Annotated in this window: 18 protein-coding genes; 3 read left to right on the top strand and 15 right to left on the bottom strand. The window is 47.9% G+C overall.

Annotated elements, in window-relative coordinates; genetic code table 11:
- Positions 1 to 34 precede the first annotated feature (34 nt).
- The 8 genes from AB4Y93_RS17375 to AB4Y93_RS17340 form a co-directional block, all read right to left on the bottom strand.
- Entirely contained in the window at positions 35 to 1,048 is a 1,014-nt protein-coding gene (locus AB4Y93_RS17375) for a substrate-binding domain-containing protein (protein WP_441894108.1), read from the bottom strand.
- Between the two features lie 107 nt (positions 1,049 to 1,155).
- Positions 1,156 to 2,319 carry a multiple monosaccharide ABC transporter permease gene (mmsB, locus tag AB4Y93_RS17370; RefSeq protein WP_441894106.1) on the bottom strand — a complete coding sequence of 388 codons (1,164 nt, stop codon included), beginning with the start codon at positions 2,317 to 2,319 and terminating at the stop codon, positions 1,156 to 1,158.
- A 6-nt stretch (positions 2,320 to 2,325) separates the two neighbouring features.
- Positions 2,326 to 3,855, bottom strand: coding sequence for a multiple monosaccharide ABC transporter ATP-binding protein (mmsA, locus tag AB4Y93_RS17365; RefSeq protein WP_441894104.1), 1,530 nt, complete (start codon positions 3,853 to 3,855; stop codon positions 2,326 to 2,328).
- Positions 3,856 to 3,956: 101 nt separating this feature from the next.
- On the bottom strand, positions 3,957 to 5,117 hold the full coding sequence (gene chvE / locus AB4Y93_RS17360; protein WP_441894102.1) for a multiple monosaccharide ABC transporter substrate-binding protein: 1,161 nt from the start codon (positions 5,115 to 5,117) through the stop codon (positions 3,957 to 3,959).
- A gap of 805 nt (positions 5,118 to 5,922) precedes the next feature.
- Positions 5,923 to 6,879 carry a hypothetical protein gene (locus AB4Y93_RS17355; protein ID WP_441894100.1) on the bottom strand — a complete coding sequence of 319 codons (957 nt, stop codon included), beginning with the start codon at positions 6,877 to 6,879 and terminating at the stop codon, positions 5,923 to 5,925.
- Positions 6,880 to 6,903: 24 nt separating this feature from the next.
- Positions 6,904 to 7,899: a hypothetical protein gene (locus tag AB4Y93_RS17350; protein ID WP_441894098.1), complete on the bottom strand. Its 996-nt coding sequence runs from the start codon at positions 7,897 to 7,899 to the stop codon at positions 6,904 to 6,906.
- A 20-nt stretch (positions 7,900 to 7,919) separates the two neighbouring features.
- Entirely contained in the window at positions 7,920 to 8,834 is a 915-nt protein-coding gene (locus AB4Y93_RS17345) for a helix-turn-helix transcriptional regulator (protein WP_441894096.1), read from the bottom strand.
- Between the two features lie 77 nt (positions 8,835 to 8,911).
- Positions 8,912 to 9,100: a hypothetical protein gene (locus AB4Y93_RS17340; protein WP_441894094.1), complete on the bottom strand. Its 189-nt coding sequence runs from the start codon at positions 9,098 to 9,100 to the stop codon at positions 8,912 to 8,914.
- A 189-nt stretch (positions 9,101 to 9,289) separates the two neighbouring features.
- Between AB4Y93_RS17340 and AB4Y93_RS17335 the strand changes: the two genes are divergently transcribed.
- Positions 9,290 to 9,691, top strand: a complete 402-nt coding sequence (locus AB4Y93_RS17335) for a VOC family protein (RefSeq protein ID WP_441894092.1) — start codon at positions 9,290 to 9,292, stop codon at positions 9,689 to 9,691.
- A gap of 41 nt (positions 9,692 to 9,732) precedes the next feature.
- Here AB4Y93_RS17335 and AB4Y93_RS17330 read toward each other — a convergent pair whose 3' ends face one another.
- The gene (locus tag AB4Y93_RS17330) at positions 9,733 to 10,572 is read right to left on the bottom strand and encodes an AraC family transcriptional regulator (protein WP_441894091.1); all 840 of its coding nucleotides are present in this window, start codon (positions 10,570 to 10,572) and stop codon (positions 9,733 to 9,735) included.
- 124 nt (positions 10,573 to 10,696) lie between these two features.
- On the opposite strand from AB4Y93_RS17330, the gene AB4Y93_RS17325 reads away from it, so the two are divergent.
- Both AB4Y93_RS17325 and AB4Y93_RS17320 read left to right on the top strand, forming a co-directional pair.
- On the top strand, positions 10,697 to 11,695 hold the full coding sequence (locus tag AB4Y93_RS17325; RefSeq protein ID WP_441894089.1) for a Gfo/Idh/MocA family protein: 999 nt from the start codon (positions 10,697 to 10,699) through the stop codon (positions 11,693 to 11,695).
- 19 nt (positions 11,696 to 11,714) lie between these two features.
- Positions 11,715 to 12,653 (top strand): aldo/keto reductase, encoded by a 939-nt coding sequence (locus AB4Y93_RS17320; protein ID WP_167278645.1) that lies wholly within the window; start codon positions 11,715 to 11,717, stop codon positions 12,651 to 12,653.
- 55 nt (positions 12,654 to 12,708) lie between these two features.
- On the opposite strand, the gene AB4Y93_RS17315 is transcribed toward AB4Y93_RS17320, so the two are convergent.
- From AB4Y93_RS17315 to AB4Y93_RS17290, 6 genes are all read right to left on the bottom strand, one after another.
- Entirely contained in the window at positions 12,709 to 13,110 is a 402-nt protein-coding gene (locus AB4Y93_RS17315; RefSeq protein WP_441894087.1) for a GNAT family N-acetyltransferase, read from the bottom strand.
- Between the two features lie 3 nt (positions 13,111 to 13,113).
- Positions 13,114 to 13,590, bottom strand: a complete 477-nt coding sequence (locus AB4Y93_RS17310) for a GNAT family N-acetyltransferase (protein ID WP_441894085.1) — start codon at positions 13,588 to 13,590, stop codon at positions 13,114 to 13,116.
- 440 nt (positions 13,591 to 14,030) lie between these two features.
- Positions 14,031 to 15,161 carry a glycoside hydrolase family 88 protein gene (locus tag AB4Y93_RS17305; protein ID WP_441894366.1) on the bottom strand — a complete coding sequence of 377 codons (1,131 nt, stop codon included), beginning with the start codon at positions 15,159 to 15,161 and terminating at the stop codon, positions 14,031 to 14,033.
- 15 nt (positions 15,162 to 15,176) lie between these two features.
- Positions 15,177 to 16,592: a sulfatase family protein gene (locus tag AB4Y93_RS17300; RefSeq protein WP_441894083.1), complete on the bottom strand. Its 1,416-nt coding sequence runs from the start codon at positions 16,590 to 16,592 to the stop codon at positions 15,177 to 15,179.
- 7 nt (positions 16,593 to 16,599) lie between these two features.
- Positions 16,600 to 17,475 carry a carbohydrate ABC transporter permease gene (locus AB4Y93_RS17295; protein WP_441894081.1) on the bottom strand — a complete coding sequence of 292 codons (876 nt, stop codon included), beginning with the start codon at positions 17,473 to 17,475 and terminating at the stop codon, positions 16,600 to 16,602.
- A 26-nt stretch (positions 17,476 to 17,501) separates the two neighbouring features.
- The gene (locus AB4Y93_RS17290) at positions 17,502 to 18,386 is read right to left on the bottom strand and encodes a carbohydrate ABC transporter permease (RefSeq protein ID WP_091188261.1); all 885 of its coding nucleotides are present in this window, start codon (positions 18,384 to 18,386) and stop codon (positions 17,502 to 17,504) included.
- Positions 18,387 to 18,400: the final 14 nt, after the last annotated feature.

Raw genomic sequence — 18,400 nt, 5'->3', positions numbered from 1 at the left:
CTTTAAAGCTCCCCTTTTCGTTTAACAACAACCCTTATTTCGCATAAAACTGATCGACATCAGCAGGGGTCACCACCGTAATCCCCGTATCGATATTGGTCGGCAGCGGAGGAATGCTTGAATCCCCGTTATCCGACATCGGATTAACGATATGATTATGAAGATGGAACAGCTGCATGAGCGACCAATACCCCATATTCCATGTTCCTTGCGCAAGTGTTGCCGAGATGGTGCCGCTCTTGACCATATCAAGTGTTCCTTTATCGGTGTCAAAGCTGATGATCCGTACTTGATCAAGCTTACCCAGACGAAGGATTGCATTCCCCGCACCTACGCCGCCGTTCGCTTCCGTTACGAAGATGCCCTTCAAGTCCGGATATTTCTCCAACAGCTCACGAACCTTCTGCTCGGATACCATTTGATCTCCTTTGCCATCCTCCACTCCAATCAGCTGAACATCGGGGAATTCCTTCTGGAGAGTCTCCTCGAAGCCTCTTGTCCTCTCCTGATGGTTCAATTGCTTTGGGAGTGTAACAACGCCAACCTTGCCACTCCCTCCTGTCAGCTCGGCCATCTTACGTGCGGCCGTAACTCCCGCATTATAATTGTTGGTTCCGATGTACGAATAAGCCTTGCTGTTAGGAGCATCTGCGTCAAACATGACAACTGGAATACCCGCTTCTACCGCTTTATTAATCGCTGAATTAAGTGATTCCGAATCAATCGCACTTACGGCTATTCCTGCCGGTTTACGTGCAATAACCTGCTCGAGCACCATCACTTCCTCCTGCACATCATATTGTGTAGAGCCGCGGTACTCGACCGATACACCAAGTGCCTCTGCTGCGTCCTCGAAGCCTTTCAGCCCGTTTTTCCAATAATCAATACCCGCCAGGAAATTGACCATGACATACTTCTCGTCCAGCGTACCATGCAAACCTTCTGTTTCATTTAACAGCTCGCTGTTGTCTTCTTTGACAAAAACCATGTATAAATAAGCCATTAGCGTGCCAATCAGCACGATGTATACGAGCAGAAGCTTTTTCAAACTGATCCCCCCAGTAACAATGCCAAGAAATGAAAAAAAACCGCTTTCATTAACATAGCAGTTAAGCGCGTATAGACACAAGCTTGTGTCTATACGCGCCGAGTTAATTAAGCTGATTTATTTTTATTATAGAGGTCAAAAGCAACCGCCAGCAGAAGCACCAAACCTTTGATGCCTTGCTGATAATCGATCCCGAGACCAATCAGTGACATACCGTTATTCATAACGCCCATCACAAGACCACCCACAATCGCTCCGATAACGGTACCAACGCCACCTGTAGCTGATGCCCCGCCGATAAATACCGCCGCGATCGCATCCAGCTCGAAGTTAACGCCTGCTTTTGGAGTTGCTGCATTCAGCCTGGCTGCAAAGACGAGGCCAGCAAGTGCTGCAAGAACGCCCATATTGACGAATACCCAGAAGGTCATTTTCTTAGTCTTAACCCCGGATAATTTAGCTGCCTTCTCGTTGCCGCCAAGTGCGTAAATATGACGACCCATAACGGTCTTGCGCATCACGAACGTGTACAGGGCAACTAGAATGAACAACATAATCAGAATGTTCGGCAGACCTTTGTACGAAGCAAGCACATAAGTGAATAAGTTCGTAATGAGCACAACCGCTGCCAGCTTGATCAGGAAGAACGGAAACGGCAGAAGCTCAAGCTTGTATTGCTTCTGGATGATGCGTGTACGCCATTCCATGAAGATATACACAACGGACAAGGCAATACCAATCAATACCGTAAGGAGGTGGATATCCCAGTTCCCGGGAATGTCAGGCAGAAATCCTGTACTAATGGAGCGGAAGGCGTTCGGGAATGGTGCAACCGATTTGCCGTCCAGCACGAGCATCGTTAAGCCCCGGAATAAGAGCATTCCGGCAAGGGTTACGATAAAGGATGGTATCCGAACATACGCAACCCAGAAGCCTTGCCAAGCTCCAACGAGTGCACCAAACACCAGCGACAAGACCATCGCAACCGGGAACGACATCCCGTGTTTGACCATCATAATCGCAGAGACGGCACCAACAAAAGCGGCAACCGAACCAACCGAAAGGTCGATATGTCCCGTAATAATAACAAGCAGCATCCCAATAGCGAGAATAAGAATATAGCTATTTTGAAGAATAAGATTCGTAATATTAAGTGGCTTCAAAAGAATGCCGTCGGAAAGAAACTGAAAGAGCAGCATGATTAAGATTAGTGCAATGAACATGCCATACTGCCGGATATTGCTGCGGATCAATTTCAGCGCGGTTTCCATGCTGTTCTACCTCCTGCTTTTGGTCATAAACTTCATCAATGTTTCTTGGCTGGCCTCTGCTCTTGGCACCTCTCCTGTAAACCGCCCTTCACTCATCACGTAAATGCGGTCACACATACCAAGCAGCTCAGGCAGCTCCGAGGAGATCATCAGGATGCCTTTTCCTTGTGCAGCCAATTGATTAATAATCGTATAGATTTCATACTTGGCCCCGACATCGATACCCCGCGTTGGTTCATCCAGAATAAGGACATCCGGACCGGTAAAAATCCATTTGCTGAGCACGACCTTTTGCTGATTTCCTCCACTCAAATTCCCGGTTTTCTGATGGATGCTTGGCGTCTTAATATTAAGCTTCTTGCGGAAGCCTTCAGCCTCGTTAATCTCTTTGTAGTCATCCACCACAAACCACTTGGAAATGCCGTGCAAATTAGCAAGGGTTGTATTCCGCTTGATATCATCCATCAGAATAAGACCATATTCCTTCCGGTCTTCGGTTACATAGGCAATGCCTTCATCAATCGCTTTGCTGATATCAGGCAGCTTTGTTTCCTTGCCGTCCTTGAACAGTTGTCCGCTGATTTTCTTGCCGTAGGACTGACCGAAGATGCTCATCGCAAGCTCCGTACGACCTGCCCCCATCAGCCCGGCTATACCCACAATCTCACCGCGGTTAATATGGAAGCTGACCTCATCGATAACCCTTCGTTCCGATTGCTGGGGATGATAGACGTTCCAGTTCTTCACTTCGAATAAGATGTCCCCGATGTTCGGCTCGCGCTCCGGATAACGATGCGTCAGATCGCGGCCTACCATGCCCTTAATAATCCGGTCTTCCGTAATCTGGTCCTCCCGGACATTTAACGTTTCGATCGTCTTGCCATCACGCAAAATCGTAATCGAATCGGCTACCTTCATAATTTCGTTAAGCTTATGCGAAATAATAATCGAGGTAAGGCCCTGCTCCTTGAACGCCAGCATCAGATTCAGCAGATTCTCGCTGTCCTCTTCATTAAGGGCGGCTGTTGGTTCATCCAGGATCAGCAGCTTTACTTCCTTCGATAACGCTTTAGCGATTTCAACAAGCTGCTGCTTGCCGACGCCAAGTGTCCCTGCATGGATATTCGGTGATTCGGACAAGCCCACTGTTTTAAGCAGCTCTCGTGTTTTTACAACCGTCTCGTTCCAGTTAATAATGCCGCGGCTTGCCTGCTCGTTCCCGAGAAAAATATTTTCCGCTACCGATAGCTGCGGGATGAGAGCAAGCTCCTGATGAATAATAACAATGCCTAACTCTTCACTGTTACGGATATCTTTAAATTCGCAGGCATTGCCTTTGAATAAAATGTCGCCCTCATAAGTACCATGTGGATATACGCCGGAAAGCACCTTCATCAGCGTCGATTTGCCCGCTCCGTTTTCTCCCATAAGCGCATGAATCTCGCCTGCTTTTACTTGTAAATTAACATTCTCCAGCGCCTTAACGCCCGGAAAGGTTTTGGTGATTCCCCGCATTTCTAGTAGGATATCAGTCAAAGCTATCACCACGCCTTCAATTAGATAAATGGAAAATGATTTAGCGACGGTTTTGTGGCCGTCGCTAAACCATTTGGCTGCCGCAAATGTAAGAGAATTGCTTATTTCAGTTCGTCTTCGCTGTAGTAGCCCGAGTCAACGAGTGTTTGTTTGTAATTGGTGCTGTCTACCGATACCGGTTCAAGCAGGAAGGACGGAACTACTTTCACGCCGTTGTCATAGGTTTTCGTGTCGTTCACTTCAGCATCTTTTCCTTCGATAACAGCTTGAGCCATACCAACCGCTACCTTCGCAAGCTCACGAGTATCTTTGAAGATCGTGGACGTTTGCTCGCCTGCAATGATCGATTTTACCGATGCAAGCTCAGCGTCTTGGCCTGTAATAATTGGCATTGGCTTATCAGCTGTGCCGTAGCCGACACCTTTCAGGGAAGAGATAATACCGATACTGATACCGTCATAAGGGGACAATACAGCGCTTACCGTGTCGCTTGCATAGTTTGCGCTGAGCAGGTTATCCATACGGGATTGTGCTGTTGCGCCATCCCAACGGAGAGTAGCAACCTGTTCCATTTTGGTTTGACCGCTTTTCACAACCAGCTTGCCGTTATCGATGTACGGTTGCAGAACAGACATCGCACCGTCGAAGAAGAAGTAAGCATTGTTATCGTCCGGGGAACCGGCGAACAGCTCAATATTGAACGGTCCTTTTCCATCTTTTAGACCAAGCTTTTCTTCCAGGTAAGAAGCCTGCAGCACGCCTACTTTAAAGTTATCAAAGGTTGCATAGTAGCTGACGTGCTCGGTATTTTTGATTAGGCGGTCATAAGCGATTACTTTAATGTCTGCGTCTGCTGCTTTTTGCAGAACATCCGTCAAGGACTCGCCGTCGATAGCTGCGATCACGAGTACTTTAACGCCCTTCGTAATCATGTTCTCGATTTGCGATACTTGGTTCTCAATAACGTCCTCTGCATACTGAAGATCTACTGTGTAACCAAGCGCTTCGAATTCTTTCTTCATGTTGGCGCCGTCGCCCACCCAACGCTCCGATGACTTCGTTGGCATCGAGATTCCGATTTTGCCCATCTCGGTCGTTGTGCCTGCATTCGTGCTTTCTGTGCTGTTTGCGGTGTTCGCACTGCCTGTGTTGTTAGCTGCTTTGTCGTTAGTGTTCTTGCTATTGCCGTTGCTGTTCGCCCCGCAAGCCGCAAGCACAACGATTAGTGTCGTTAACATCAAGATCGATAACATTTTTTTCATTTCTGTCTATCCCCTCTCGATTTGTGGAAATGAATTGTTGATAGACAAATCATACAGGGGCGGAAGAACATTATCTTTGCACTTCGTTTACTGGTTTTTATAAAAAAACAAACAAAAAGAGGAAGAAATGAATACTTCCGTTCAGGTCATCGCAGCACTAAAGTTGCAATAAAACCCTCGCAGGGTCTTATGAGGGGGGAGGCAGGCTGCAGGCGTAATCATAAGACCCTGTCAGGGTCTTATTCACTCGGAACAGTGGGAAAACGGAGGGTTTCGAGGGGATTGTCGGGGCAATAAGACCCTCGCAGGGTCTTATCAGCGGGCAGTTAGGCTGTAGGCGTGAACTTAAGACCCTATCAGGGTCTTATGCACTCGGAACAGTGGGAAAACAGCGGGGTTCGAGGGACTTGATGGGGCGATAAGACCCTCGCAGGGTCTTATCGTCGGGCAGTTAGGTTGCAGGCGTGAAGATAAGACCCTGCGAGGGTCTTATTCACTCGGAACAGTGGGAAAACGGAGGGTTTCGAGGGGATTGTCGGGGCAATAAGACCCTCTCAGGGTCTTATCAGGGGGCAGTTAGGTTGCAGGCGTGAAGATAAGACCCTGGCAGGGTCTTATGCTCTCGGAACAGCGGGAAAACAGCGGGGTTCGAGGGGCTTGATGGCGCAATAAGACCCTCGCAGGGTCTTATCAGCGGGCAGTTAGGCAGTAGGCGTGAACATAAGACCCTGGCAGGGTCTTATATAAAATAAGGACTGTCTCAGCCTGTCATCATAGATGACTTCTGTAGACAGCCCTTATCTTCTTACCTCAGAGCGATATCGCCCTTGCGGATATCTATCGTTTCCCGCATAAATGATTTAATGGCCATTATGGCCTTCTCTTCTGCCTGACAGGCCTCATTGAGCAGCGGGATTAGCCGCTCAATCGTCGGCATGTGGTCGCTCTGCACAAGACGTTTCGCTTCTTCAAAGGATTCTGCAACGCACGCATACTGCAAGGCTGCCTCCCGCAGGGATGGCCAATACGTCTCCAATACGGTGAAATAGCTCCGAATATCCCGCTTCGAAGCCGCGTAGCTTCGAAGCACTGTCGGCCATCCTTCACGGTCATATTCGCCATTTTGAAGGGCAGAAGTAATCACAGCATACGCTGACCTCCCGCAAGCATACCCACTCTCAGGAAGCATAGGATCATGCGTTTCCCACCGATACACCGCCTGCATCAGCGATTCCCGGCATACTTCCATATGGTCTAATGGGATCCGATTCTCGAGCACCTGATAGTACCAATACGGCGATTGATTACAGCCGAAAGAATGATAGGGGAGCTGCTCCAGCTCCTCATCCTTGCCATTCGAAAGAAGGAGGATCTGCCGCTCGTCATCGTAGCCCGCAGCGACTACAAATTGATCCTTCCATATGACCGCGCCAGTTCCGTCATCTATGGCCTTCTTAATCTGAAGAATGGCCGCATCTCTATAAAGAGGAAAGGTCGCATCAAAGGTAAAACCCGCATTCGACGAAGCGGCAATGCCAATAAAATCGGCGGCGAGAAAATTTTCCGCTATCCAGTTATAAGCCGTAGGACCCTCAGCCGTTAACCTCCGGTTGACGGTAAACCGGAAAGCCGCTGATGTCATACCGGCCAGCATAGGCTTAGAGTAAGTCGCCCATCCCTTATGAGTTAAAACCGCATGCATAGCATCGATATAGGATTCCGATTCAATCGTCATTTTTAAATTCGTAAGGATAACCGCCATGGGTTCACCTCTCATCTTGTAAAATCATTTGGGTGTATGAATTCCCCATCTAGGAATAATAGATCTTCGTGGGTCAGGTTGTCGCCCGGATAGCTTGCGAAATACATCTACCGCCAGATCCTCGAGTTGCTGCGCTGCGGCTAATTGCCCGGTTAACCATTCGACTTCATTACGGTCAACCTGCCGAGAACCACCCGTTTCGATAATGACAGCACGGATTAACGGAAGAATACAAGCAAGCTCCTCATACAGCCGTGAAGCTTCATCCAGCTCAGGATAGACTGCTCGTGCTTCTTGTAAATACGCACAAATCTCTTCCCGCGAATAACAGTAGGAATCCAGAATATACACCGCTCCACCCTCATCATAATCTCCCTGCTTGAGCGCTCTAATCAGAAAGTCATACGCAAGCTGGCCAGACCCAATATCGGTATTAGGCAATGTTTTATGAGGAGTATCCCAGTCATAGATGGCAAGCCTCAGTGATTCCAGAATCATCGCTTCGAGAGGAATGTCCACCTTGCCGCCAAACGCCTGACAATACCAGAATTCCGTAAAGTTAAGGCCGAGGTTATCGTACAGGACAATCTGCGACTCGCCCGACCAGCCATCCTGTACGAAAAACACCTGATCCTCTTCATCATAACCGTCAATAACGCCAAACTCCGGTATCCAATAAATAACGCCAACACCCCGGTCAAGACTTTCCTTCACCCATTGAACCGCATCCTGCTGGTAATGGCGGAAGGTTGGATGTCTCGTTCTTCCGGCATCAAGCACCGTATATATCCCAAGATTATCTATGCCGGGTCTATGCTCGTTAATCCACTCTCCATAAGCCGAGACCGATAATGGCAGCAGTCGTTCATGAACGGTGAATTTAAAAGCCATCCCTGTAAGTCCGGACAGTCGGTATTTCGGCCCCTCGAACAGTCCGGCTGCGGTGAGTATGGCATACAAACTATCAATGTAGGATTTGGCTTCCCGCTTCATATCGAGTTGTAATCGTACGTTAGGCAAGGTCCATCCTCCTGACCAAATTATTCTATCCCTCTTAATCGATTCGTGATCTGTTCGCACTTGATTTGAAGATTTTGCTTGAGCCATTTCGGAGCGATCAGCTCCTCCCACTCGGTCACAAGCAGATGCTGCAGAAAGCTGTCCGTATCATAAAAAGCTACCGTATAGACAAGCTCATTCCGAGATTGAATAGCAAAGCCTCTCCAGCTGTTTCCCCCAAGCGGAGCGCTTAATCTGATCTTCGCCAGATAAGAAGAACGAGCTGGCTTGCTGCCTTGTTCAAACGCAGAGAGCAACTCACGATCCTCGAAGCCAAACGCCGTCCCTGCAATAGAGAGATGAATAATGCCATCCAGCCTTAGCAGAATCGGACGTTCACCCGCCTCACTGTGTACCGCCACATAATCCGCATGATAACGGGATACGAACCGAATCGGACTGACATGCAGCTGGCGCTCTCCCTCTTCATCTTTATAGAGCATATAGACCGACTTTTTGTCCGTAATGGCCTCTGAGAGCAGTTCCATATGCTGAATAGCCCGAGGGCTGGCGTCAAAGATCGGCAGCTTGGACAAGCCTTTCTCTTCGAGATTCTCCGAGGCTTCGAAACGGCTAAGCAAATCCGCTACACGCCTAACTGACTCGGCATTGTCATAGTTATAGTGACGGTACCGAAGCGCGAGGTACTTCAGGATCTTCTGCTCTTCTTCCGACAGATACAGATGGGGAAGCACAAAGGCCTCATCCTCATAGCAATAGCCGCGATGTTTGGCCACATATTTAAGCGGCGCCCGAAGTGACATTTCCATATATTCAATGTCCCGCGCAGCCTGACGCTTCGAGATTTCAAATTGTTTTGCTAGAAGGCTGCCGTTTGGATAAAAACCTGCACGTACTTGCTGGTCAAACCACCCGATGCGATGCATATTGCTCATCCTTTCACAGCCTCCCTTGTCTTTTTCTTTCTATTACAGCATTTTCTGGAGATAGACTGCAACCAGAATGTATTGTATTACTTCACGGCTGCGTCTACTCTCTCTTGTGATGCAGGGATGCATCGCTTGCATACTTTCAAAGCTTTACCTTCCGACGTCGTCTGGGTGTACAGCAGTTTAATTCTCGTTCTGTTGCATACGGGACAAGTCCCTCTGCCGCGGGATGGAAGATTCCAGAGTGCACGGCCCCTTTTTGTTTTCGCCATTATTCATGACCTCATTTCTATGTGATGTGCCCATTATAGAACAAGTGGTATGACATAAAATGTCATACCACTATAAAATGTCATACCACTTAAGAAATATATAGTGCTATCATACCTCTATTTAATACTTGTCCATTTGGAGTATAGTGGAGTAAGGAAATGCCATTTTCAAGAGGAGGAATTTCATTCATGCCACAGGAGATTTGGATTAACTTGCCGGTCAAGGATGTTCAGAGTTCGACTGCCTTTTTCAATCAGATTGGATTTCAAGCCGACAGCGTAGGCAACGAAAGAGCAAAGCTTTCCATAGGGAGTACAACGATATTGCTGTTCCCGAACGAAACGTTTGAGAAATTCACAGGTGCAAAAATAGCGGATACCTCTCAATGTGCAGAAGTTATATTTTCCCTTGGGGCTAACAGCAAAGAAGAAGTGGATGAAATTGTCCGAAAGGTAGAGCTTGCTGGCGGAACCATCTTTGGCAAGCCGCAAGAAAGCCAAGGCTGGATGTATGGCGCAGGCTTTGCCGACCTGGATGGGCACCGTTGGAATTTGCTGTACATGGATGAGAGTAAAATGCCGCGAGGCTAATAGGAAACGCCGGTAACCTTATTAAGGTCACCGGCGTTTTTTCATACCCCGTACAATCTCCTGTAAGCCGTAGGCGTCATCCCTTCATGCTCCATAAACCGCTTGTTGAAATAGCTGACGCTGGGATACCCCGCTTCCTCTGCAATTTGACCGATATTATCGTCCTTTCTCTCGAGCAGCCACTGCTTTGCCGCCTGCAGGCGACAGCGAGTAATGAAGTCCATCGGCGTCATTCGCGCAGCATTCTTGAACAGCTTGCAGAAGTAATAAGGCGTAACACCTACCTTATCCGCCCATTCCTCGAGAATAAAAGGCTTCACCGCCTCCTGCTGCATCAGCGGGAGCAACTCCATAATCCGCTCGCTCGATGTACCTGTCTTGCTCCCTTGCAGGGCAACCGCCTGTTCGACGAAAATCGTCAGCAGCATATAAGTCAGCATCGACAAATGTGCAGGCCGCAGCATTCGGTACGTCACCGCTTCGTTTAGAAGCTCTTCATGAGCCTGCTCCCAGACAACAGGCTGGCGAATTTGCCACAATGGGCTTTTGTGAAATCCCTGCTCGATGAGATAATCCCTTAGGCCCGTCCCCCCGTAAAAATGAAACCAACGTACGTCCCACGGCTCATCTTGGCTGCTGTAATAACGTTGCTTTTGTAATGGGAAATAAAGGACAGCCTCCCCTGCGCGAAGCTCATGGACAACTCCGTCAATTTCGGCATAACCCTTGCCCGAAACACAGTAATGGATATTGAAATTGTTAAGTGCTCCCGCTTCCCGTTCTGCACTATGCTCCGGGTCATTACGATAATTACCGACCGATTCCGGCAAGCAAAAGTAAGGCATATTCGGAAGAGTAAGCAGCAGGCTTTGGCGTTTCATATCGCGCACCTCTTATGACAATATTGTTTTAACGGAACACAAAATAATATCATTTTAATTTTAATTATCTTCTCCTATAATCGCAATATAGTCATAAATCATTTAGACGAAGCGAGGGTGAAGCATGAGCAAAAAGTTAAAATGGGGCATCTTGGGATGCGCCGGAATTGCAAAGCGCGCAGTAATTCCAGGTCTTCATTTATCTGAGTTGAATGAAGCGGCCGCAATCGCGAGCCGTGATGGAGAAAAAGCGAAACAAACAGCTGAAGAGCTTAATATTCCAACTGCCTATGACAGCTATGAGGCGCTTCTGGCCGACAGCTCCATTGACGTTATTTATATACCGCTGCCGAATCATCTCCATAAGGAGTGGGCGATTCGCGCTGCCGAAGCTGGCAAGCATATTTTATGCGAAAAGCCACTCGCCTTAAACGCACACGAAGCAGCAGAAATGTCCGAAGCAGCAGATAAGGCAGGCGTTCTTCTGTCCGAAGCTTTTATGTACCGCTATCATCCTCGTTACAAAACGATAAAGGATTTAATCGCATCCGGTGCCATTGGTGAGGTTCGCGGGATCCGCAGTGCGTTTACTTTTAACAACCCGAATGATTCTAAAAATGTTCGCTTCCGTAAAGAGTGGGGCGGCGGCTCCATTTATGATGTAGGCTGTTATCCGCTAAACGCAGCTCGACTGCTGCTGGGTAAAGAACCACAAGCGGTTACCGTTAATGCCTTCTTCTCCCCTGAGCACGATGATGTAGATATGATGGCTTCTGGACTTGTCGAGTTTGAGGGAGATGTATCACTTACGTTCGACTGCGGCATGTGGGCTGCCTTCCGTAACCCGCTGGAGGTTCTTGGTACGGACGGAATCATTGAGGTTCCTTCTGCCTTTGTAACACCTACGCCGGAGAGCAGCCAGATTTACCTGACTGCTAACGGTGAGCGCCGTCAAATTGAAGTACCGTATGTCAACTCATATACGGCACAAGCAGATTCTTTGTATCAATCCATCACAAACGGAACTCCACTAACGTTCCCGACATCCGATGCGATCAGCAATATGAAAGTGATTGACGCTTGCTTGTTATCTGCCCGTGAACGGACAAGAGTAACTTTATAATCTAAGGAGGCTGACTGATATGGAATTCTTGAACTTAAAAGGATTGGACAAACCGGTATCCCGCTTAATGAAAGGCACGGACTATTTCTACAATGACTCTTATGAGAAAGCTGCTGCCAACCTGGACGCTTACTTCGCCATCGGCGGCAACTGCATGGACTCTGCCCATATTTATTGCGGCGGGCAAAGCGAGGTCGTAATGGGACGATATCTGAAGGAACGCGGCAACCGCGATCAGTGGGTCATTCTGACCAAAGGCGCCCATCACGATCAGAATGGCCCTCGTGTCAGCCGTGAAGCGATTCGCAGCGACCTGATGACAAGCCTCGAGCGTCTGCAGATTGATACGATCGATATGTACGGCCTTCACCGCGATGATCCAAACGTGCCTGCTGGTGAAGTCATTGAAATCCTGAATGAGCATATTAAATCCGGTGCTGTGCAAACCATTGGTGTGTCCAACTGGACTTGGCAGCGTATTCAAGAGGCGAATGATTATGCCGCGGCAAAAGGTCTCGTTGGCTTCTCGTTCAGCAGCCCTAACCTAAGCCTCGCCAAAGCAAACGAGCCGTTCTGGGCAGGCTGCGTATCTGCTGATGCAGAGACCATCGCATGGCATGAAGCGAACCAAATGCCTCTGTTCTCCTGGTCTTCCCAGGCGCGCGGCTTCTTCACAGGCCGCTTCACTCCAGAGGATCGCAGCAATGCCGATCTGGTCCGCGTCTTCTACAGCGACGACAACTGGGAGCGATATGAACGTGCGAAGCAGCTTGCGGAGCAAAAGAATGTCACGCAGATTCAGATCGCGCTGGCTTACGTACTTAACCAAGCCTTCCCAACCTGCGCCCTCATCGGCGCCCAATCGCTCGAGGAGCTCCGCTCCTGCGACGAAGGTTCGCGCATCAAGCTGACCCGCGAAGAAATGGATTGGCTGGATTTGAGTTCGGATAAGAAATAACGGTTTATATCAAAAAAGACGATGCAGGAAGTTCTCTGCATCGTCTTTCACATTTCTAAGGCCTTTTATTCATAAATCTATCTGCATTTCTCCTGAACCCAAATTGCTCATACAGCCCATGAGCATCTAAGGTACCAAGCAGTCCCATTATCCCCTCGTACTGTCCAACAATAAGTCCAACCAATTCCTTGCCCAGCCCATGTCCTCTATGTTCCTCGTCGATAAACACATCAGCCAGATAATAAACTGTCGCCCAATCCGTAACAACACGAGCAAAGCCAACCTGCTTGTCCTCCTGATAAACACCGTAACAAACCGAGTTTTGAATGGACTTTTCGATCATCTCTATCGGCCTTTGATTCGCCCAGTAGCTTCTGGCTAAGAATGCACCAATTGTTTCTATGTTGAATAGTGACTTGTCATCGCTAATTCTATAATTCTTATACAAATGCTCCATACTTCAGCCCCCATTTAATATTTTCATAAAGGTAACCCGATGATAGCCTTCTGTAAAAAAGTCTTGTTCCTTTTTGATCAAATCAAAGCCTATGTTCCGGTAAAAATCAATCGTGCCCTCATTCCCCGGATGACCCAGCGTGTACAAAATCACTTTCTCCTCGTTTAGCTCTCTCAATCTATTACAAACTGAGCTGAGCAAAACTCTGCCTATCCCCTTTCGGGCAGCACTTTTCTTGACGACGACACCAACAATCTCGTAGAGGCCAGCTTCATCATTGTAGATAAAACCTGTATGCCCACAGACTATGCCATCCTCCTCCGCAATATAATACTCACTTTTGCATGAGGAACTTGTGAAGTATTCCCTCCACCTTTCAGGATATTTAGCAACAACAAATGATGGGAACTGCAGGGGATATTCCTCGAAAATATGGATCACATCTTGCTGATCGTTTTGCTGCAAGCGTCGGATAAGCACAGGATTTCCTCCTAATAGGGAATTGCTATCATCATAGATTGTTATCCATATTTTACAAGTAACTTTAGTTAATCTCCATTACTTTCTGTAAGGCTGTTTCCGTCCAATCCTGAATAGGTTACTTTTCCAACCATCTCTCCCTTCTCTGTACACCTTAATGATGTCGCACATCGTTAAGACCTCTTCCCACACACGATTTCACCTTCCTAACGATGCGGCACATCGTTAAGCTCATCGATTTGGTTGCTTTCACCTCTTTTCCCTACGTTTTCTGCCGTCTTAACGATGTCGCGCATCGTTAAGACCTCTTCCCATACAAAATTTCACCTTCTTAACGATGTCGCACATCGTTAAGGTCATTCTGTGGGAAAACACAAAAAAGCTGCCCCAGTTAATGGGGCAGTCGATGATATTGAAGCTGTATGTCATGTAAGTTAAAGTTACTTCGTATTCCGCTCATACCAGTAACCCGGTATGCCGCGTTCTAGGCGCATTAATGCTTCCAAATAGTAATAATCTCCCCAGATCATATAGTCATCCAGACCATTATTCCCTCTGACATGATAAGATCCGTGCTTAAGCAAGCCTTCTGCTTCTTCGCCAATCGTTGCGTACTTGCTCACAAGTGAGTGCATCGTTTGATCCAGCCCCTGCTTAATCCAGCTGCGATCGGCATCGTCTTCTGGTAGAAGGTCAATCAGCTCCAGCATCCCGCAGGCTGTGATCGCCGATGCCGAACTGTCACGACTCGTATTCGCTTCAATTGGCACATTGAAGTCCCAATAAGCGATATGGTCTTCCGGTAGATGTTCAAGGAAATATTTAAGCAGCCGTTTGGACGTTCGCAGAAAGGCAGGCTCCTTTGTGTAACGGTAAGAGAGCGCAAAGCCATATATGCCCCATGCCTGTCCGCGTGTCCAAGTCGAGCCATCCGTATAGCCTTGATGGGTGCCCCCACCAAGCGGCACACCTGTCTCTGGATTGAAATAAAAAGTATGATAAGAAGAATCATCGCCACGCACTAGATAACGTCTGGATAGCTCAGCCTGCTTAAAGGCTATTTCCGCATATCTCGGCTGCCCTGTCACTTCGGAAGCCCAATATAACAAAGGCAGGTTCAATAAACAGTCAATAATGATTCGGCCGCCATTTGTCTCATCATTCTCTGGTCCCCAAGCTTGCAAGTAGCCGCCTTGCTCACGCCATCTGCCAAGCAAATGATCGGCTGCTTGCAGAGCAAGGTCACGAGCACTGTCGTCCTTCTCCACAATCCATCCTGCTAATGCAGACAGCCCGTACAAAAAACCGATATCGTGATGCTCCAAGCATGCTTTCTCTTCCAGACGCCGTTTAAAATCTGCAATCTGCTGCTTAGCCTGTACTTGGAAAAAGGCATCTCGACTATATTCATAGCTGAGCCACGTAAGCCCGGTATGAAACCCTTCAATCCAGTCTTCATTTTCGGACCACGAGTAGCGCTTCTCATTCGTAATATGCGGAAAAGCACCTTGATGCTGCTCCAAATTCCGGCGGATTTTGCCGATTGCGTCTTCGATTGCATCACGCCACATTGCTGCCATCCTCTCCTACCTGCTGAGATCAAACTTATCCTGTGTGCGTTCTAACCAGCTTTGCAGTTCTTCTTCTAACGCCATTAGCAGCTCCGTTTGCGGAAGTCCTTTTATGATAAGAGGATCGAGCTGATACGGATCTCTCTCATGGTCATACAAGACGCGCTGCACATCATCGCCTGGTGCGTACCCTTGATGAACGACATAGGTATATTGCCTTGTTCGAATTCCACGCCATCCAAATCTCCGATTGTCCAAGCCCTCGGCGGCATAGCTCTCAATCGCTTCTTTTCTTCCTGGAAAAGCACTAAGGAAGGCAGAGGAAATTTTCGTATGACTCCTTCCGAGAATATCTCCGGATAAATCCAGTCCCTCAACGGCAGAAGGTACAGGAAGCCCTGCAAGTCCTAGCAAGGTAGGCATAATATCTACACTATTAAATAGAAGCTCCGTACCACCCTGCCTGATCATACCTTTCCAGTTCATCAAACATGGGATGCCAATAGATTCCTCATGCCAGGAGTGCTTCGCCATTAAGCCGTGTGAGCCCATCAGCTCACCGTGATCGGAAGAAAGGACAATTAATGTATTCTCCGACAGCCCCAGCTTCTGAACCTCCTGCCAAATACGGCCGAACTGCTCATCCATGCCCGATACCGCTGCAAAGTAATCCCGTGTATACCGAAGCAGTGCCTCATCTCCACTTTCAAACGGTTCGCCCGTGTGCGCTGTAAGCTGCTCCGAGCTGACATTGGGACGCAGGCTCAGCTCTCGCCCACTGTACATCTCCTTGTACCGATCAGGTACAAGCTCGAAAGGACTGTGAGGCGGATTCCAAGAGACAAATAAAGCAAACGGATCCTTGCTGCCATCGCTTCCTTTTGTCCGGATAAAATCCAGCGCCATATCGGTCTCATGCTCCAAGGACCACTGGTCAACCTTTATCATGTCCGGTGTGTCTCTCCAATAATGAGGCTTTAAGTGATGATCATAAGCCCCGTAGGAATACCAGTAATCAAAGCCGTGCCTTTTGGGCCCTGGCGGTGTATAGGCATCCCAATCCCGTGCACCAGATTCCGGCTCCGGACACTTGTTCTGCTCAGGTAAGTCTAAATGCCATTTGCCGATATATCCGGTTTGATAGCCGGCCCCCTTCAGAACATCGCCAATACACACTTCATCTGGGCTGAGCATAACATCTGCCCCATTCTTACAGTTCGTATAGACACCAGTCGATTGCGGATACCTGCCAGTCATAAGCGCCGCACGATGCGGCGAGCATAGCGGCGTACAAGAGAGTGCATGTTGAAACACCAGACTCTCTTGTGCGAATCGATCAATATTGGGAGTGATGACAGGATCCTCACCCATAAAACCGGCAGCCTGCTTCCTCCATTGATCCGCAAATATATAAATGATATTTGGCCTCATCCTATACTCACCCTTTAACCGCCCCTGCGGAAATACCTTCTACAAAATGATCCTGGGCCAAAAAGTAAATGAGAATGGTAGGAATAATCGCACAAACCGCTGCAGCCATCAACGGTCCATACTCCGTCGCATGCTCGGATTGGAAATGCTGCATGCCAAGCTGGAGCGTAAATAAAACATCCGAATTCAAGTAGATTAACGGACCAAGGAAATCGTTCCAGGAGTGCATAAAGGTGAAAATCGTAAGACTCGCAATCGCTGGACGAATGAGCGGCATGATGATACGCATATAAACCCCAAACTCACTCAGACCGTCAATTCTAGCAGCCTCCGATAGTTCTTCCGGAATAGACATAAAAAACTGTCTGAACAGGAATACGCCAAATGGATTAAAAGCCCCTAGTAAAATCAACGCCCAATGTGAATCAATTAAACCGATTTTGTCAATTAAGACGAACTGCGGAATCATCATGACCTGATAGGGTACCATCATCGTTGCTACATATAAGAAGAACAGCTTATCCCGTTCTGGAAACTTCACTTTCGCAAATGCATAGGCTGCCGTCGAGCAAGTAATGATTTGCAGCAATGTGGTAAATACAGCAATCTTGATCGTATTCAGGTAATAGGTGAAAAAGGGAAGCTCCGTCCATACCTTACTGTAATTCGACCAGAAGAAATGGCTTGGGATCCACTGAATCGGGAAGCTGAATATTTCCGCCTCCGACTTCACCGAAGCGGATACCATCCAGAGGAAAGGAAGAACCATGGACAAGGCGACAACGGACACGACCACATATAACACCGTTTTTCTAACCCATACTCCAAGCTGTGGACTTCTTTTTATCGTCATCATCTGGCTTGCTTCTATTCGCGTACTCATGCTGGCTTCTCCTCTCTCACAACCCGTTAGGAATAGTTCACCCAACGTTTTTGTCCTCTAAATTGAATCAATGTTATGACAAGGATGATCGCGAACAGGACGTAGGCCATTGCAGAAGCATAGCCATATTCGTAGCGCTGAAAGGCCGTTTCATAAATATCGTACACAAGCATATGCGTTGAACGGCCGGGTCCTCCTCTGGTCAGAACAAACACCAGATCAAATACCTTAAACGAATTAATAATACCCATAATAACCGTGAAGAAAATAACAGGCGACAGCATCGGCAATGTAATGTTGCGGAACTGTGAAACCTTGCCTGCGCCATCGATTTCAGCCGCTTCATAAAGATCCTTTGGAATTCCCTGAAGGCCCGCCAAATACAGCACCATGTAATAACCGATTGAGTGCCAGATACTAACGACAATGACGGAGAATAGCGCCCACTCTGTAGATGCAAGCCAGGTTGGCGGATTATCAATCCCCAGGCTTCTTAGAAATCCGTTGAGCGGTCCCATTGTTGGGTTATAAATGAGCTGCCATACGACGGCTACAGCAATAGTGGCTGTAATATGCGGCAAGAAAATCGCCGTTCGAAATATCTTAACGCCCTTCAGTCCTTTATTGAGGGCGACTGCTGCCAAGATTGCAAGGATTAACGTAGCCGGTACGGACACGGCCGTCATAATCAAACTGTTGAGCAAAGAGATCCGAAATGTTTCATCGCTCCATAAACGGGTGTAATTCGATAATCCGGCAAATTTAATCTCACCAAACCCGTTCCATTCCGTAAAGCTGATCAAGAAGGATGCACAGACCGGAAAGCAAATGAAAATCAGAAAACCAAGAATATTGGGAAGCAAGAATGTATACCCTGTCAAACGATTACGACGTAACGCTTTACTCTTCATATGCTTCACCTCTT

This window comes from Paenibacillus sp. YAF4_2, from assembly GCF_052113225.1.
In the GTDB taxonomy this organism is placed as follows: Bacteria; Bacillota; Bacilli; order Paenibacillales; family Paenibacillaceae; genus Pristimantibacillus.
This window is presented reverse-complemented; position numbering and strand designations above follow the sequence as displayed.

What these genes read in the sequence shown, in the direction of transcription:
- AB4Y93_RS17355 (WP_441894100.1), bottom strand. Translation starts at nt 6,879, where the DNA reads ATGGCGGTTATCCTTACGAATTTAAAAATGACGATTGAATCGGAATCC.
- mmsB (WP_441894106.1), bottom strand. Translation starts at nt 2,319, where the DNA reads ATGGAAACCGCGCTGAAATTGATCCGCAGCAATATCCGGCAGTATGGC.
- AB4Y93_RS17345 (WP_441894096.1), bottom strand. Translation starts at nt 8,834, where the DNA reads ATGAGCAATATGCATCGCATCGGGTGGTTTGACCAGCAAGTACGTGCA.
- AB4Y93_RS17330 (WP_441894091.1), bottom strand. Translation starts at nt 10,572, where the DNA reads ATGAAACGCCAAAGCCTGCTGCTTACTCTTCCGAATATGCCTTACTTT.
- chvE (WP_441894102.1), bottom strand. Translation starts at nt 5,117, where the DNA reads ATGAAAAAAATGTTATCGATCTTGATGTTAACGACACTAATCGTTGTG.
- AB4Y93_RS17305 (WP_441894366.1), bottom strand. Translation starts at nt 15,161, where the DNA reads ATGTGGCGTGATGCAATCGAAGACGCAATCGGCAAAATCCGCCGGAAT.
- AB4Y93_RS17295 (WP_441894081.1), bottom strand. Translation starts at nt 17,475, where the DNA reads ATGAGTACGCGAATAGAAGCAAGCCAGATGATGACGATAAAAAGAAGT.
- AB4Y93_RS17315 (WP_441894087.1), bottom strand. Translation starts at nt 13,110, where the DNA reads ATGGAGCATTTGTATAAGAATTATAGAATTAGCGATGACAAGTCACTA.
- AB4Y93_RS17320 (WP_167278645.1), top strand. Translation starts at nt 11,715, where the DNA reads ATGGAATTCTTGAACTTAAAAGGATTGGACAAACCGGTATCCCGCTTA.
- AB4Y93_RS17335 (WP_441894092.1), top strand. Translation starts at nt 9,290, where the DNA reads ATGCCACAGGAGATTTGGATTAACTTGCCGGTCAAGGATGTTCAGAGT.
- AB4Y93_RS17290 (WP_091188261.1), bottom strand. Translation starts at nt 18,386, where the DNA reads ATGAAGAGTAAAGCGTTACGTCGTAATCGTTTGACAGGGTATACATTC.
- AB4Y93_RS17325 (WP_441894089.1), top strand. Translation starts at nt 10,697, where the DNA reads ATGAGCAAAAAGTTAAAATGGGGCATCTTGGGATGCGCCGGAATTGCA.
- AB4Y93_RS17340 (WP_441894094.1), bottom strand. Translation starts at nt 9,100, where the DNA reads ATGGCGAAAACAAAAAGGGGCCGTGCACTCTGGAATCTTCCATCCCGC.
- AB4Y93_RS17300 (WP_441894083.1), bottom strand. Translation starts at nt 16,592, where the DNA reads ATGAGGCCAAATATCATTTATATATTTGCGGATCAATGGAGGAAGCAG.